The sequence below is a fragment of the Ligilactobacillus pobuzihii E100301 = KCTC 13174 genome (genome assembly GCF_000349725.1).
Classification (GTDB): domain Bacteria; phylum Bacillota; class Bacilli; order Lactobacillales; family Lactobacillaceae; genus Ligilactobacillus; species Ligilactobacillus pobuzihii.
The window spans coordinates 73,206-88,625 of the sequence record NZ_KB714701.1 but is presented as its reverse complement, the minus strand read 5'-3'; the positions used below and the strand labels follow the sequence as shown (position 1 = coordinate 88,625).

The following is a 15,420-nucleotide window of genomic DNA, read 5'->3' as shown; positions in this document are numbered from 1 at the left end:
AAAGATGCTTCAATCTTTCTTTTGGAACATGATTAAGGGGCCGTCGATTTAACCGTATTTAATGGGTTAGATCGATGGCCCCTTTTAGAATCTTAACAGCACCTTTAAATCATTAAAAATGGTGATTGGTGATCAAGAAACTGCGTCACTAACAAATGATGCTAGGTCATTTGATGACATGTCAGCACTGAGTCCCACTAGTAATTTAATTCGTGCTTTTTGACCATTTAAACCGTGACAGAAAATAGCACCCATTTGTTCTAAGCGAACTCCACCGCCTGCATAATCATAGACACTTTCAGCTGTACCATTAAAGCAACGGGAGACGATAACGACAGGGACATTTTGATCTAATAATGCTTGAAGTCCAGGTAAAGTAGCAGGGGGAAGGTTACCTGCACCTAAAGCCTCGATCACGACACCGCTAATATTTTGTTTAACAAGTGCTTTAAAAAGTTCAGGGCCCATACCTGCGAAAGCTTTTAATAAATATACATTATCGACAATGTGATCGATCGGTACATAAGTTTGCCGAATTAGTTTGGAAAAAAATGTGACCCTTTCCTTTGAAATCGAGCCAACTGGTCCGAAAGTTGGGGTCCGGAAGGTAGCAACATTTGTAGTATGTGTTTTTGTAACGAACCTTGCAGTATGAATTTCATCATTCATTACGACCAGAACACCCTTACCATGAGCCTCATCACTAGCAGCAGTTTGAATAGCTGTTTGAAAATTGTGTAAACCATCCGAACCGATCTCGTTAGCAGAACGCATTGCTCCAGTAACCACTACTGGTATTTCTGATGGTAAAGTAAGATCTAAGAAATAGGCAGTTTCTTCTAACGTATCAGTTCCATGTGTGATCACGACACCATCTATGCCTTCACTTTCTGCCTCGATTATTTTATTTCTTAAAGTGAGCATTTCTTGTGGGCGCATATGAGGTGAAGGTAAGTTGAACGGATTACGAATATCTAACTTTATTTTTCCCGTAAAAGGGTTATTGAAACTATTAAGTGGATTTTGTTCTCCAGGAATAATTGCACCATTTTCTCCTTCAGACATGGCAATCGTTCCACCTGTATGTAAAACTAAAATTGTTTTCATTTTTTCACTCCAAATTGCATTTGATTTTAAATTGAAATACTTAACAATTATAATGATTTTTGACATCATAGTAAAATATCTGAGGAGATATTTTTATGAAAACAAGAGACATTTTTCTATTTTGTGAAATGTATGCGTGGGTTTATGTTAAACTAATTAAAGAAGGATCAAGCGTAAAAAAGAGGACTGAACATAACATGAAAATTCTTGCAATTGATACCTCTAATCGACCATTAAGTGTGGCTTTATTGGAGGATCAAAGTTTGTTAGCAGAAAATACGACAACTGTTAGCAAAAACCATAGCGTGGCATTAATGCCAGCTATTAGTGAAATATTTGAGCAAAGTCATTTAAAGCCAACAGAAATTGACCGAGTTGTAGTTGCAAAAGGGCCAGGCTCATATACTGGTTTACGGATCGGTGTCACAACAGCAAAAGCTTTAGCCTACAGTTTGGATAAAGAATTAGTAGGTGTTTCAAGTCTGGCAGTTTTAGCAGCAGCAGTTCATGTAGACCATGAAACTTTATTGGTTCCAGTTTTTGATGCCAGACGAGATAATGTCTTTGCTGGGGGATACGTTTGGGATAATGATCAGCTCATAAATGCTTTACCTGACCAACATATTTCTTTTAAAGATCTTTGTGCTCAGCTCGTAGGGAAAAAAGTCTGTTTTATTGGAGCCGATCTTGTTAAATTTAAAGACGAACTTCTAGAGTTAATGGCAGGACAAGACTACAGTTTCGCTCCTGCTGATTCTGCGATCCCACGAGCTTTTAATTTAGGATTGCTAGGTGCTAGTGAGAAACCACAAAGTGTAAGTGATTTTGTGCCAAAATACTTACGTTTAACACAAGCAGAATCACAGTGGTTAGAGAAAAATCCGCAAGGAAAGGAAAAACATGGACCTTACGTTAAAAAATATTAAAGACGAATTAACTAACAAGATTAAAATGACATTTCAGGATAAAAATTTAGACTTTAAAAATAAAGATGTTTCGATAAATGGCCAAGACTATTTCTTGTGTCGTAATGTAGTTTCGACGATCCCAGAAATGGTAGCCGTTGAGGAAAGGTCACAGCCAGAAGAAGACGTATGGAATAATAAAACTTTTCATTTACGAATGCGCGATCAGAAAAAGTCTTTATATTTTGGTTTGCGTAAAAATGATCGGCTGATCGCATTTATTGGTTGTCGCGTAAATGCTTCGATGACGAGAATGCGTGTGATGCGTTTGTCTGTTTTGCCACGCTATGGTAACCAGGATGTCGGAACGTACTTGGTGATGAGTTTATTGAATAAAGCACAACAAGCGGGGATCCGTTCAGTTTTTGTTCAGGTCAGAAATGATCAAATAAAGCTAGGTGAATTTTATCGTGAAATTGGTTTTAAAAAAGTCGAGACGCAAAAATCTAGTCAATCTGAAAGTGAAATGAAAGAGTTTCAATTTTTAGTTAATGAGAATAAGGACAAGATAATAAATGAATGAAGAAAAAGATACAATTATTTTGGCTTTTGAATCGAGTTGTGATGAAACGAGTGTGGCCTTAGTTAAAAATGGATCTGAAGTTTTGGCTCAGTCGACTGCAACACAAATCAAAAGTCATCAGCGCTTTGGTGGAGTCGTACCAGAAGTGGCTAGTCGTCACCATATTGAACAGATCATTGGTTGTTTAGATGATGTTTTTCAAGAAACAGGTTTAGCATATGACGATCTTTCCGCAATTGCAGTGACATATGGTCCTGGCTTAGTTGGTGCACTTTTGGTAGGCGTATCGGCAGCTAAGGCAGTTGCTTTTGCACATGGTTTACCTTTAGTGCCAGTAAATCATATGGCCGGACACATTTATGCAGCACGTTATAGCGCTCCGATAGAATTCCCCACTTTGGCTTTATTGGTTTCTGGTGGTCATACAGAATTAGTTTATATGCCGAAAGAAAATGAGTACCAAATTATCGGGGAAACACGTGACGATGCTTGCGGGGAGGCATTTGACAAAATTGGTCGTGTACTAGGATTAAATTATCCTGCTGGTAAAGAAATCGATGAATTAGCACATCAAGGTAAAGATACTTTTAATTTTCCGCGTGCGATGGAAAAAGAAGATAACTTTGATTTTAGCTTTAGTGGTTTGAAAAGTGCATTTATCAATACGGTCCACCATGCTGATCAGATAGGGGAAAAGTTGTCTCAGGCTGATTTAGCGGCTAGTTTTCAACAAAGTGTCGTTGATGTTTTATCTGAGAAAACGTTACGTGCACTTCAAAAATATCCAGTCAAACAACTGATCTTAGCAGGAGGAGTGGCAGCTAACAGTGAATTGCGTGCTCGTTTAAAAGAAGAGTGTAGCAAATTATCAGGTCTTGCATTGATCGAGGCACCATTAAAATATTGTGGTGATAATGCAGCTATGATCGGAGCGGCAGGATATGTGGCTTATAAACATGGGGTTAGGGGCGATATGTCCTTGAACGCAGAACCGGGTTTAGAATTTTCATGGTTGTCAGAATAATCGCATAAAAAAAGTGGAAAACATCTTTTGGAACACGTTTAAGGGCCGCTGATCTAACCCATTTAAATGGGTTAGATCGACGGCCCTTTTAAAATCGCATAGTTAGTTATGTTCCCGCTCATTTTTTATGACATAAATTCTTCTAGTTCAACTGAACTTTGTTCCCAATGATCTTCAGTGTCAGTTAATTCTTGACTGATATTTTCCAATTTTTGTTGTAATTCTTGCATTTTTGAAGGGTCATTGAATATTTCTGGTTGAGACATTTGCTGCTCTAGATCAGTTTTTTGTTGATCTAAAGTATCAACTTTTTCTTCTAGTTGTGCGACTTGTCTTTCTAATTTACGCTGTTGTTTTTGTTTACTTTTACTCAAAGCGTAATTATTTTTCGCAGTTGAAGTGGTTTTTTTAGGCTGCCCACTTTCTGTTTGTTCAGCATTTTTTTGTTCAGCGATCAATCGTTGCTCTTCTTTTTTCTCAATATAGTAATCATAATCGCCAAGGTATAGTGTACTACCAGAAGGAGAAATTTCGATGATCTCATCGGCTGTTTGATTTATAAAATAACGATCATGTGAAACGAATAAAACTGTGCCAGTGAAGTTTTGAATTGCTTTTTCTAAAACCTCTTTGCTATTTATGTCTAAATGGTTGGTAGGTTCGTCTAAAATCAACAAATTATCATGTTGCATGGCTAACTTAGTCAGTAAAAGACGTGCCTTTTCACCACCAGATAAACTATGCACGATTTTTTTAACGTCTTCACCCTTAAATAAAAAACCACCTAAAAGTGAACGAATATCTTTTTCTGGAGTAGTAGGGTGTTCATCCCAGATCTCATTCAAGACATTTTTTTTAGGATGTAAACCTTCTTGTTCCTGGTCATAATAACCGTACTGGACGTTTGTACCAAATGTAGCCGAACCAGAGATGAACGGGATCTGACCGATAATGCTTTCGAGTAGAGTTGATTTGCCGATCCCATTTTGTCCAACAACTGCTAAAACCTTGTTCTTACGTAGTTCAAAGTTGACTGGGCCAGAAATTGTTTGTTGATCATGCCCAATATAACCATCTGCAACAGTTAATACAACTGATCCACTTTTAAAAGCAGGGGTAAATGAAAAATGTGGCCCCTTTTCGTCCCCTTCAGGACGCTGTATACGTTCCATTTTATCCAGTTGCTTTTGCCGACTCTGTGCGCGCTTACTAGTTGTTGCTCGCACTAGGTTTTTATTAACAAAGTCTTGTAACTTGCTAATTTCTGCTTGTTGTTTGTCATATTCTTTCCAGGCCTGTTTTTGTGCTGCATCTTTTTGTTTCACAAATTCAGAGTAATTCCCTGGGTATGTGGTGGCTTTCTTGTGACTTATATTGCAGACTTTTGTGACTATTTTATCCAAAAAATAACGATCATGAGAAACAAGTAACAAAGCCCCAGGATATCCCTGCAGGTAATTTTCTAACCACTGTAAGGTCTCGATATCTAAATGGTTGGTAGGTTCGTCTAAAATTAGTAAGTCTCTTTTTTCGAGCAGTAAACGAGCCAAAGCCAACCGTGTTTTTTGTCCCCCCGATAAAGAAGAAACTTTTTTATCAAGATCTTCTTCATAAAAATGAAAACCGTGCAAAACTGAACGGATCTCTGCTTGATATCCATAGCCATTTTTGGCAGAAAAGTCATGCATTAATTGATCATATTGTTTGAGTAATGCTTGGTATGAAGAAGAAGTGTGGTCTTGACTGACAGCAATTTGATTTTCCAAATGATGGATCTGTTTTTCCATTGCGATCAAACCTGAAAAGACTTTTAACATTTCATCATAGATCGTGTCTTCTGACTCTAAACCAGTGTCTTGCGCTAAATATCCGATCGTTAAGCCTTTACGACCAACTATTTGGCCTTCATCGGGTTCATTTTCGCCAATGATCATCTTGATCAAAGTAGATTTACCTGCACCATTTGGTCCGACAAGTGCGATCCGAGAATTGTCTTGGATATTCAAATCGACGTTTTCAAATAGTGGATCTCCAGCAAAAATACGCGCGACTTGTTGGACTTGTAATAAAAGCATAAATGTTTCACCTGCCTAATTTTTTTCTACATAGACTATTCTAGCATACTGTGCAATACATCGTCCTAAATTTAAATTTTTTCAATTAAGTTGTGAATCAATGAACTTTTTATTTGATTGTGAAATTTTATATGGTAGAATTATGTCAGTGAGCATTTGTGAAAGGGGCTTTAAAATGGTAAACGCAAAAATACCTAGAGCAACGGCTAAAAGATTACCGATTTATTATCGTTACTTAGGTATATTATATAATTCAGGAAAGAAGAGAATTTCTTCAACTGAATTGGCAGAAGCAGTTAAAGTTGATTCTGCTACGATCAGACGTGATTTTTCATATTTTGGTGCATTAGGAAAACGAGGCTATGGCTATGATGTTAAAAGCCTGCTGGATTTCTTTAAGAAGACTTTGAACCAAGACAAATTAACAAATGTTGGACTGATCGGTGTAGGTAATTTAGGTCATGCATTATTAAATTATAATTTTCATGGAAGCAATAATGTTAGGATCAGCGCTGCATTTGATATTGACGATCGAATCACTGGCACGATCCAAAGTGGTGTGCCAATTTATCCAATGAGTGAAATGAAAGAACAGTTAGTTCAACAACAAATTGAAGTTGTGATCCTAACTGTGCCTTCTCCAGTTGCACAACGTGTTACTGATGAATTAGTAGCAGCAGGGGTCAAGGGAATTTTGAACTTTACACCTTTACGTGTTACTGTCCAAGATGGTGTACGCATTCAAAATGTTGACTTGACCAATGAATTACAGACATTGATTTACTTTCTCAACCATGTTGACCAATCAGGTGAATAAGTGAAATTGTTTATGGATAAACAAATAAAAAAATCGTAGAAACTTACTTTAAAGTAAATTTCTACGATTTTTTAGTTGAGCAATAAAACTGCGCAGTTCATTAAGATGTGAGTAGTCATAGAATATTGGACCTTGCCAGTTTTTGCGTAGATCAAACATAAAAGCAGACCGATCACCGTGTATGTTAGAAAGTGACCATCACCATGCCCCAATGCAAATAACAAACTGGAAAGTAGTGCAGTTTGCCAAGGCTTAAACCAGTGTGTGAAGTTTCCAAATAAGACCTTACGATAGATCAGCTCCTCTATTATAGGTTCAGTGACTATGATCACTAATAGATAGTAAGGATATTTTGCAGTAACTGCCATTAATTGACTCGTGTTTTCGGATACCGTTGGTTGTTGCAAAATTACGGCTTCGAACCAAAGTAAAATTTTTTGAGCTAATAATATTACGGCAGTTCCAACCACAGCCCATAAGAGCCCTTGCCAGATATTAGTAGACTTATTTTCTAATTGGTTCTGATACTTAAAGTGGTGTGCGACCCATAACAATAACAGTGCTCCAGTAAGATTCAAGCATGCTTGTAGTGGATATAGTAGGTCATTATTAGATACTAAATGAAAACTGATCTGCTGAAGAAAAACTAGGATAAAGTAACCTAAAAATAGACTTAGCGAGTTTGATTTTAATTTCAATTACAAAAGCTCCTTTACTTGCTTGCGTTATTATAGCATATATTTTATAAAAAAATTAGCACTCGAAGACGGAGAGTGATAAAAAGTACTTGCAATTTAAAAATAAAATGTTTATGATAATAACTGTAATCAAATTAGCACTTAGGTATACTGAGTGCTAAAAACTATTGGAGGGATCTAGAGTGCTGAAACCATTAGGAGACAGAGTAATCCTTGAAGTTCAAGAAGAAGAAGAACAAACAGTAGGCGGAATCGTCTTGGCAAGTAATGCTAAAGAAAAACCACAAACTGGTAAGGTTGTGGCCGTGGGTGCTGGTCGTGTACTTGATAACGGTGAAAAGAGTGCCCCAGAAGTACAAACTGGCGACTCAGTGATCTATGATAAATATGCTGGCACAGAAGTCACATATGATGGCGAAAAATACTTAGTTGTTCGAGCTAATGATATTGTCGCAGTTGTTGAATAAACTTTTTAGTAAAAGTATAGAACTCTAATTTTTGATGAGGTGAAAAATTAATGGCTAAAGAAATTAAATTTTCCGAAGATGCACGAGCAAAAATGCTTGCTGGTGTAGACAAATTAGCAAATACAGTAAAATCAACGATCGGTCCTAAGGGTCGTAATGTAGTTTTGGAACAATCTTACGGTTCTCCTACTATCACTAACGATGGTGTAACGATCGCTAAAGATATCGAATTAGAAGATCATTTTGAAAACATGGGTGCAAAATTAGTTTCTGAGGTTGCATCTAAAACAAATGACATTGCTGGTGACGGTACAACAACAGCTACTGTTTTAGCACAATCAATTGTTTCAGAAGGTATGAAGAATGTCACAGCTGGCGCTAACCCAGTTGGTATTAGAACTGGCATTGAGAAGGCTACTAAAGCAGCTGTTGACGCCTTACATGAAATGTCACATGATGTTTCTTCTAGAAGTGATATCAGCCAAATCGCTGCTGTTTCCTCTGCTAGTGAACAAACTGGTGATTTGATCGCCGAAGCAATGGAAAAAGTTGGTAACGATGGTGTTATCACGATCGAAGAATCCAAAGGTATCGAAACATCCTTAGATGTTGTTGAAGGTATGCAATTTGACCGTGGTTATCTTTCACAGTACATGGTAACTGATGAAGATAAGATGGAAGCCGATTTGGATAATCCATACATTTTGATCACTGACAAGAAGATCTCAAATATTCAGGATATATTGCCATTGTTACAAAATATCGTACAACAAGGTCGTCCATTGTTGATCATTGCTGATGATATTGAAGGCGAAGCATTGCCAACGTTGGTTCTTAACAAGATCCGCGGGACATTCAATGTTGTTGCCGTTAAGGCTCCTGGCTTTGGTGATCGTCGTAAAGAAATGTTACAAGATATTGCTGTTTTAACTGGTGGTACAGTTATTACTGAAGACTTAGGCCTACAACTTAAAGACACAACGGTCGATCAATTAGGTACAGCAGGCAAAGTTACTGTCGACAAAGAAAATACAACGATCGTTGAAGGTTCCGGTGATAAAGATCAGATCGCAGAACGTGTTGCTCAGATCAAGAAACAAATCGGTGAAACAACATCTGACTTTGACCGCGAAAAATTACAAGAACGTTTGGCTAAGCTATCTGGTGGTGTCGCTGTAGTTAAAGTTGGTGCTGCTACTGAAACTGAATTAAAAGAACGTAAATATCGGATCGAAGATGCCTTGAACTCAACGCGTGCCGCTGTTCAAGAAGGATTCGTTGCTGGTGGTGGTACAGCGTTAGTCAACGTGATCGATAAAGTTGCTGCCTTGGAAGAAAAAGGCGATGTTCAAACAGGTATTAACATTGTTAAACGTGCCTTAGAAGAACCAGTTCGCCAAATCGTTTTTAATGCCGGTTTGGAAGGCTCTGTCATCGTCGAAAAATTAAAGGATGAAAAGGCTGGCATTGGTTTCAATGCTGCTACTGGTGAATGGGAAGATATGATCGATGCAGGTATCGTTGACCCAACTAAGGTAACACGTTCAGCCTTGCAAAATGCTGCATCCGTTGCTGCTTTGTTATTGACAACTGAAGCTGTTGTTGCTGACAAACCAGAACCAAAAGATGATAATGCTGCAGCACCTCAACCAGGTGCCGGTATGGGCGGTATGATGTAAGATCGATCAAATATTAGTATTTGGACCAAGGACTAGTTCCTTGGTTTTTTTAGTGTAAAAACAATTCATTATTTAACAATGAACCTGTTAAAATATTGTCGCTAAATTATTTGAGATTTATTTAAGGAAATGCTTGCAAGAAGATCAGTAAAAGGAGTAATATTAGGTTCGCTAAAATAACTGTTCGAAAACAAAAATGTGTGTGGATACACTCCCACAGGGGTTTGTTGTAGAATTAGGGCGTTTAATTTTAGCAATAAAATCTTATAACGTTTAAAGGAGCAAAAATTATGTGGCGTTACTTAAAACGGCTGTTGATCGGTAAACCGCTCAAAACAGTCGATGAAGGTGGCCAATCATTGACCAAGTTTAAAGCTTTGGCTTTGCTTTCGTCCGATGCTTTATCATCAGTTGCATACGGGACCGAGCAGATCACAGCAACTTTGATTGTTTTATCTGCCGCTGCGACTTGGTATTCAGTACCTGCAGCAGCAATCGTTTTAATTTTATTATTTGCTATTACTATGTCTTATCGACAGATCATTCATGCTTATCCTTCTGGAGGCGGTGCATATGTCGTTGCGACTAAAAACTGGGGATCAGGTGCCGGTTTGGTTGCGGGTGGCTCATTACTGGTTGATTACATGTTAACTGTGGCTGTTTCTGTGACTTCTGGTACAGAAGCCATCACTTCAGCTGTCCCTGTTTTACGACCACATGCCATTTTGATCTCAGTGCTGATCGTCTTATTTATTATGACTTTAAACCTAAGAGGTATGAGAGAATCAGCTTCTTTTCTGACAGTTCCGGTTTATTTGTTCGTTGTTATGATCGCAGTTATGATCGTTTGGGGATTTATTAATATAGCGACGGGAAATATCGACTATCAAGCCACGGCAAGTTTAGGTGCGCCAGTTCAAGGAATGTCAGTTGTTTTATTCTTGCGGGCTTTTTCGGCCGGCTCTTCTTCGCTGACTGGGGTGGAAGCAATCAGTAATGCCGTTCCTAATTTTAACCGACCAAAGAGAAAAAATGCTGCTAATACTTTAGCAATTATGGCTTTGATCTTGGCAGTATTTTTTGCAAGTATTACTTTCCTTAGTTATTATTTAGGGATCTTGCCAAATGACCATGAGACCGTACTCTCGCAAATTTCAGAAACTATTTTTGGTCATGGCATTATGTATTATTTGTTACAACTAGCTACTGCGATGATTTTGGCTGTAGCTGCTAATACTGGTTTTTCGGCTTTTCCGATACTAGCGTATAATTTAGCGAAAGATAAATATATGCCGCATATGTTTATGGATAAAGGTGACCGATTGGGTTACTCTAATGGTATTGTTTCTTTGGCAGTGGGTGCTATCGTGTTGATCTTTATTTTTCATGGTCAAACTAATTTATTGATCCCATTGTATGCAGTGGGCGTATTTGTGCCATTTACTCTATCGCAATCTGGCATGATCATTCATTGGTTCCGTGAGCGGGGAAAACACTGGTGGTTAAATTCAAGTTTTAACTTGTTAGGAGCAGTGATCTCACTGGCATTAGTGGTCTTTTTATTCTGGCTGCATTTTCCCAATGTCTGGCCCTATTTGATCATTATGCCTGTATTACTATTTGCTTTTTATCGGATCAAAAAGCATTATCTACGAGTTGCGGATCAACTAAGAGTTAATTCCCAAGTACAACAATTACATGACTTTAGTGGCGCCACTGTCATTGTTTTGATAAGTTCAGTGACGCATGTAACTACTGGTGCCATCAATTATGCGCGCTCGATCGGCGATAACGTGATTGCGATGCATGTTTCATTTGATACAGATCCTAAAAAAGAACATGAAACTGCCAAGGAGTTCAAACAGGCTTTTCCAGAGGTCAGGTTTGTTGATCTGCATTCTTCGTATCGTTCGGTAGTCGATCCAGTTATTCGTTTTTGTGATGTGATCGCGAAAAATTCTGCAGATAGAAATGATTCCGTAACGGTCATTGTACCGCAATTTGTTCCACGTAAACCATGGCAGAACATCTTGCATAACCAGACAGCGCTACGGTTACGCAATTCTTTGAATACGCGTGAAAATATTATTGTTGCCACTTATAATTATCATTTAAAAATGTAAAAAAGCGGATAAAAGGCAGAGCTGGGATATAATTAGATGTGCGATCCTAAAAGGGCCGTTGGTCTATCTCGTTATTAATGGGATAGACCAACGGCCCTTAAACGTGCTCCGAAAGATTGAAATCTTTTACTGTTGCAACGATTGCGTTATTCTGGTTCTTCGCTTTGCTACGATCCAAAATGAACCGTTCGTTATTTTAAATCGACTTCAAAACATTTTTTGTCACATTCTTTCTTATTTAATAACGAGCGTTTTTATCGGTAAGATCGTAAGGGACCTCATGATAAACTTCTGGTCCTTTCGTGATCGTAACCTGAGCATTTAAAAAATCATTGATCAGAGAGATTTTTTCATCGTATTCGGTTGTATTTAAAGCGATAGTCAAAGAAACTTTGTCTGTATATTGGGTATCTATAGTCTGGATCTGTTGTTTTGCTAAAAAATGTTCCAATTTGCCTTGTAAAGGGTAGGTAATGGTCAAAGTGCTTTCTGTTTGCGGCTGACGTTGATTGACACCAATATGTTCAATTGTTTTTGAGGTTGCATTACTATAAGCGCGAATAAGTCCCCCAGCACCTAACTTGGTCCCGCCGAAATAACGTGTTACGACTGCAGTTACATTACGAAGTTCCAATTGTTCTAAGACATTCAAAATTGGTGCTCCTGCTGTACCAGAAGGTTCACCGTTATCATTTTGTTTCATTACTTCATTATCCATCCCTAAAACGTAAGCATAACAATTATGTGTTGCCGAAGAATGCTCCTTTTTAATTTGCGTAATAAATTCTTCTGCTTGTTCTTTAGTTTCAGTACGTGCGATGTTGCAAATAAACTGAGATTTCTTTATATCTATTTCAAAGTTTCCGGCCTGTTTGATGGTCAAATAGGATCTCATTGAAAATTCCCTCCTTAAAATTTTGATTTTTTGCGTATATATTATGTGAGGTGATCATTAAATGGATAAAACTGAATTATATGGGCGACTACTTTTAGACACTGAGCTCACAATGGAATTAAGAAGATCTTTAATTGATCGGGCACAACCAGCAGTGGTTCAACAAGGGAACTATATCGAATGTCAACGTTGCTTGTCAAAAACTAGAAAAGAACAAGCAATGCTCCCCAATGGGACCTATTATTGTCCTCAATGTATTTTATTAGGCCGAGTTTCTTCCACTAATCAATTATATCATTTAAATGAACCAAATTTATTTTCGAAATTAACTCAAACACCATTAAGCTGGCAAGGACAACTATCCCCTTTCCAACAAAATTGTTCAAAAAAACTTATTAAAGCACTGGATCGACCTGGAAAATATTTGATGTGGGCTGTTACTGGTGCCGGAAAAACAGAAATGTTATTTCCAATGTTGACTAAAGCATTATTACAGAAAAAAAGAATCTGCTTAGCATCGCCCAGAGTTGATGTGTGTAATGAACTTTATCCACGGATCGTTGCTGCATTTCGCAAAATTACCCCGGTTTTATTGCACGGTCATAGTAAACAATCCTATCAATATAGTCAATTGACTATTTGCACGACTCATCAACTTCTTCGTTTTCAACATGCATTTGACTTATTGATCATTGATGAAGTCGATGCTTTTCCTTTTGTTAATAGTCAGATGTTAAAAAAAGCTGCAAAGCGAGCAATGAAAATAAGTGGGACTCTGGTCTATCTAACGGCAACTCCAACTAAAAACATGTTAGTTCGTATTAAGCAAAATAAATTACCAGTTAGTTATTTACCGATTCGATTTCATAGAAAGCTGTTACCTGTCCCGCAAGTGTGGCTGCTCAATCACTGGCAAAATAAATTAGCCAGGAAAAAATTCCCCGTCAAATTAACCAATTGTTTGCGTAAATGGAGTAAAGATGCTTTGCCTTTCTTAGTTTTCGTGCCCAATATTGAGTTGCTCAAACCAGTTTTGCAGGTTTTACGGTCTGTCTTACCTAAAAACGTTTTAGGAGATTCGGTTTATTCGGCTGACCCACAACGGATCACTAAAGTTCAGGCGATGCGTGATCACCAACTTAATTATTTAGTGACGACTACTATTTTAGAAAGAGGAGTAACATTTCCAAGTTTGAATGTGATGATTCTAGGAGCCGACGAACGCACTTTTTCTGTGTCAGCGTTAGTTCAGATCGCAGGACGGGTAGGACGTAGTCAGAAACGTCCGTATGGAGATGTGATCTTTATTTGTCAAGATTATGTGAAAAATGTCAAAGACGCTGTTCAACAGATCAAAGATCTCAATAAAAAAGGGGACAAGTTGCTAAATGAATAAGTGTTTAATGTGTGGGCGTGAGATCAAAATAAAATTAACTTTAAAATGGTTGCTTTCTATGCAGCACTTAAAAGACCCGGTCATCTGTCAAAATTGTATGGAAAGCTTTTCTAAAATTGAGCTCAGAAGTATTTGTCCAGGATGTGGTCGTCGACAAAAAGAACGACGATTATGTCAGGACTGTCAGCGATGGTTGAAAATGGGTGAGGAAAATTTACTAAAAAATCGTGCTATGTTTGTGTATGACGTAGTGATGAAAGAATATATGCAACGTTATAAATTTAGCGGGGACTATCAGTGGAGGTTGATCTTTCAAGAACAGTTTACTAATTTTATTAAGCAAAACTCTCAGCAAAATTATTTGTATGTTGCTATCCCAGTCGATCAGCAGACGTTTAATACTAGAGGTTTTAACCAAGTAGAAGGATTGCTACAAAATATCGAACTCAGTGAGCTTTTAGAATTTCAAACAAAGCAGGGACATGTTAAACAATCAACCAAGACACGTAAGGCCAGGATGGAAACGGGCCAGCCATTCAAATATAAAGGAGCAAGAAAATTAGATGGAGAGAATATCATTTTACTAGACGATATTTATACGACAGGTCGGACACTTTATCATGCCAAACATATTTTAGAAGCCCAGGGTGCAGGTTCGATTTACTCATTTACATTGGCGAGATAAAATATATTAGCTCATTCATTTAAATAAAATAAAAAAATTATGAATTGCTTAAAACACTATGAAAGCGCTATTTACATTGCCTTTTAGGCTCTTCTTGATGAAAATTTGAATAGAAAAATTTGTTTATTTACCAGCTTTCTATTATAATTAATTTGTAGATGAGATATCTATTTTAATTGATATCCACCCGCCAGGATCAAAAATTCTGGTTGTGAAAGGAGAGGTAACCATGTTAAAAATCAACGTACGTGGTGAGAATATTGAGGTTACATCAGCTTTAAGAGATTATGTCGAGAAAAAATTGACAAAACTTGAAAAGTATTTTGAGGATACCTCCAATTCAACTGCTCATGTTAACTTGAAGGTTTACTCAGATAAAAATGCTAAGGTCGAGGTAACTATTCCGTTGCCATACTTGGTATTAAGGGCGGAGGAAACATCGCCTGACATGTACGCAAGTATTGATTTGGTGACCGACAAACTTGAACGTCAAATTAGAAAACATAAGACTAAGATCAACCGTAAGTCACGTGAAAAGGGCTATAAGGGCTTAGAGTTTGTTTCACAAGTTCCAGAAAGTGATAATTCTAAAGACGAAGATAACATCGAAATCGTTCGGACAAAAAATATCGCTTTGAAGCCAATGGATAGTGAAGAAGCGGTTTTGCAAATGGAAATGTTAGGACATAACTTCTTTATCTATGAAGATGCTGAATCACAAGGCGTTAACATTGTATACCGTCGCCGTGATGGTCGCTATGGTTTGATCGAAGCAGGTCAATAAAATTTAGTTAAAATTAAGTGAAGGTAGGAGCAAAACGTTTGTTTTGCTCCTATTTTTGGGTTTAAACTACGTATTGGTCCTGCCAAAGGGATGTTTTTTACTTACTGTCTTTGTGTAGTTGGGGCGGTTTTTGTTTTAATTTGCAAATAAGAATGCTAGAATATAAATTAGTGTATTATATC

14 protein-coding genes are annotated in these 15,420 nt (G+C 37.6%); 10 read left to right on the top strand and 4 right to left on the bottom strand.

The window, feature by feature from the left end; all coding sequences use genetic code 11:
* Positions 1 to 132: 132 nt before the first annotated feature.
* Positions 133 to 1,107 (bottom strand): asparaginase, encoded by a 975-nt coding sequence (locus tag LACPOB_RS0109595; protein WP_017868631.1) that lies wholly within the window; start codon positions 1,105 to 1,107, stop codon positions 133 to 135.
* A 197-nt stretch (positions 1,108 to 1,304) separates the two neighbouring features.
* Here LACPOB_RS0109595 and tsaB point away from each other — a divergent pair, with 197 nt between their 5' ends.
* The 3 genes from tsaB to tsaD are packed head-to-tail and all read left to right on the top strand — an operon-like array spanning position 1,305 to position 3,619.
* On the top strand, positions 1,305 to 2,033 hold the full coding sequence (gene tsaB / locus LACPOB_RS0109590) for a tRNA (adenosine(37)-N6)-threonylcarbamoyltransferase complex dimerization subunit type 1 TsaB (RefSeq protein ID WP_026142821.1): 729 nt from the start codon (positions 1,305 to 1,307) through the stop codon (positions 2,031 to 2,033).
* Positions 2,008 to 2,595 carry a GNAT family N-acetyltransferase gene (locus LACPOB_RS0109585; RefSeq protein ID WP_017868629.1) on the top strand — a complete coding sequence of 196 codons (588 nt, stop codon included), beginning with the start codon at positions 2,008 to 2,010 and terminating at the stop codon, positions 2,593 to 2,595. Before tsaB ends, LACPOB_RS0109585 begins: the two co-directional genes overlap by 26 nt.
* Positions 2,588 to 3,619 (top strand): tRNA (adenosine(37)-N6)-threonylcarbamoyltransferase complex transferase subunit TsaD, encoded by a 1,032-nt coding sequence (gene tsaD / locus LACPOB_RS0109580; protein WP_017868628.1) that lies wholly within the window; start codon positions 2,588 to 2,590, stop codon positions 3,617 to 3,619. Before LACPOB_RS0109585 ends, tsaD begins: the two co-directional genes overlap by 8 nt.
* A gap of 125 nt (positions 3,620 to 3,744) precedes the next feature.
* On the opposite strand, the gene LACPOB_RS0109575 is transcribed toward tsaD, so the two are convergent.
* Complete coding sequence (locus tag LACPOB_RS0109575) at positions 3,745 to 5,694, bottom strand: ABC transporter ATP-binding protein (protein ID WP_017868627.1); 1,950 nt, start codon at positions 5,692 to 5,694, stop codon at positions 3,745 to 3,747.
* 175 nt (positions 5,695 to 5,869) lie between these two features.
* Here LACPOB_RS0109575 and LACPOB_RS0109570 point away from each other — a divergent pair, with 175 nt between their 5' ends.
* The gene (locus tag LACPOB_RS0109570) at positions 5,870 to 6,511 is read left to right on the top strand and encodes a redox-sensing transcriptional repressor Rex (protein ID WP_017868626.1); all 642 of its coding nucleotides are present in this window, start codon (positions 5,870 to 5,872) and stop codon (positions 6,509 to 6,511) included.
* A gap of 71 nt (positions 6,512 to 6,582) precedes the next feature.
* On the opposite strand, the gene LACPOB_RS0109565 is transcribed toward LACPOB_RS0109570, so the two are convergent.
* Positions 6,583 to 7,209, bottom strand: coding sequence for a CPBP family intramembrane glutamic endopeptidase (locus tag LACPOB_RS0109565; protein ID WP_017868625.1), 627 nt, complete (start codon positions 7,207 to 7,209; stop codon positions 6,583 to 6,585).
* Between the two features lie 182 nt (positions 7,210 to 7,391).
* Here LACPOB_RS0109565 and groES point away from each other — a divergent pair, with 182 nt between their 5' ends.
* The 3 genes from groES to kimA all read left to right on the top strand — a co-directional run bounded on the left by groES (position 7,392) and on the right by kimA (position 11,478).
* Positions 7,392 to 7,676: a co-chaperone GroES gene (groES, locus tag LACPOB_RS0109560; protein WP_017868624.1), complete on the top strand. Its 285-nt coding sequence runs from the start codon at positions 7,392 to 7,394 to the stop codon at positions 7,674 to 7,676.
* A gap of 50 nt (positions 7,677 to 7,726) precedes the next feature.
* Positions 7,727 to 9,355 (top strand): chaperonin GroEL, encoded by a 1,629-nt coding sequence (groL, locus tag LACPOB_RS0109555; RefSeq protein WP_017868623.1) that lies wholly within the window; start codon positions 7,727 to 7,729, stop codon positions 9,353 to 9,355.
* A 290-nt stretch (positions 9,356 to 9,645) separates the two neighbouring features.
* On the top strand, positions 9,646 to 11,478 hold the full coding sequence (gene kimA, locus LACPOB_RS0109550; protein ID WP_017868622.1) for a potassium transporter KimA: 1,833 nt from the start codon (positions 9,646 to 9,648) through the stop codon (positions 11,476 to 11,478).
* A 238-nt stretch (positions 11,479 to 11,716) separates the two neighbouring features.
* Here the strand turns inward: kimA and LACPOB_RS0109545 are convergent, their stop codons facing one another.
* Entirely contained in the window at positions 11,717 to 12,373 is a 657-nt protein-coding gene (locus LACPOB_RS0109545; protein ID WP_017868621.1) for a YigZ family protein, read from the bottom strand.
* A gap of 61 nt (positions 12,374 to 12,434) precedes the next feature.
* Between LACPOB_RS0109545 and LACPOB_RS0109540 the strand changes: the two genes are divergently transcribed.
* The 3 genes from LACPOB_RS0109540 (at position 12,435) to hpf (ending at position 15,238) form a co-directional block, all read left to right on the top strand.
* Positions 12,435 to 13,769 (top strand): ATP-dependent helicase ComFA, encoded by a 1,335-nt coding sequence (locus LACPOB_RS0109540; protein ID WP_017868620.1) that lies wholly within the window; start codon positions 12,435 to 12,437, stop codon positions 13,767 to 13,769.
* Complete coding sequence (locus LACPOB_RS0109535) at positions 13,762 to 14,454, top strand: ComFC family protein (RefSeq protein ID WP_017868619.1); 693 nt, start codon at positions 13,762 to 13,764, stop codon at positions 14,452 to 14,454. The genes LACPOB_RS0109540 and LACPOB_RS0109535 overlap by 8 nt, the downstream gene beginning before the upstream one ends.
* A gap of 229 nt (positions 14,455 to 14,683) precedes the next feature.
* Positions 14,684 to 15,238, top strand: a complete 555-nt coding sequence (gene hpf / locus LACPOB_RS0109530; RefSeq protein WP_017868618.1) for a ribosome hibernation-promoting factor, HPF/YfiA family — start codon at positions 14,684 to 14,686, stop codon at positions 15,236 to 15,238.
* Positions 15,239 to 15,420: the final 182 nt, after the last annotated feature.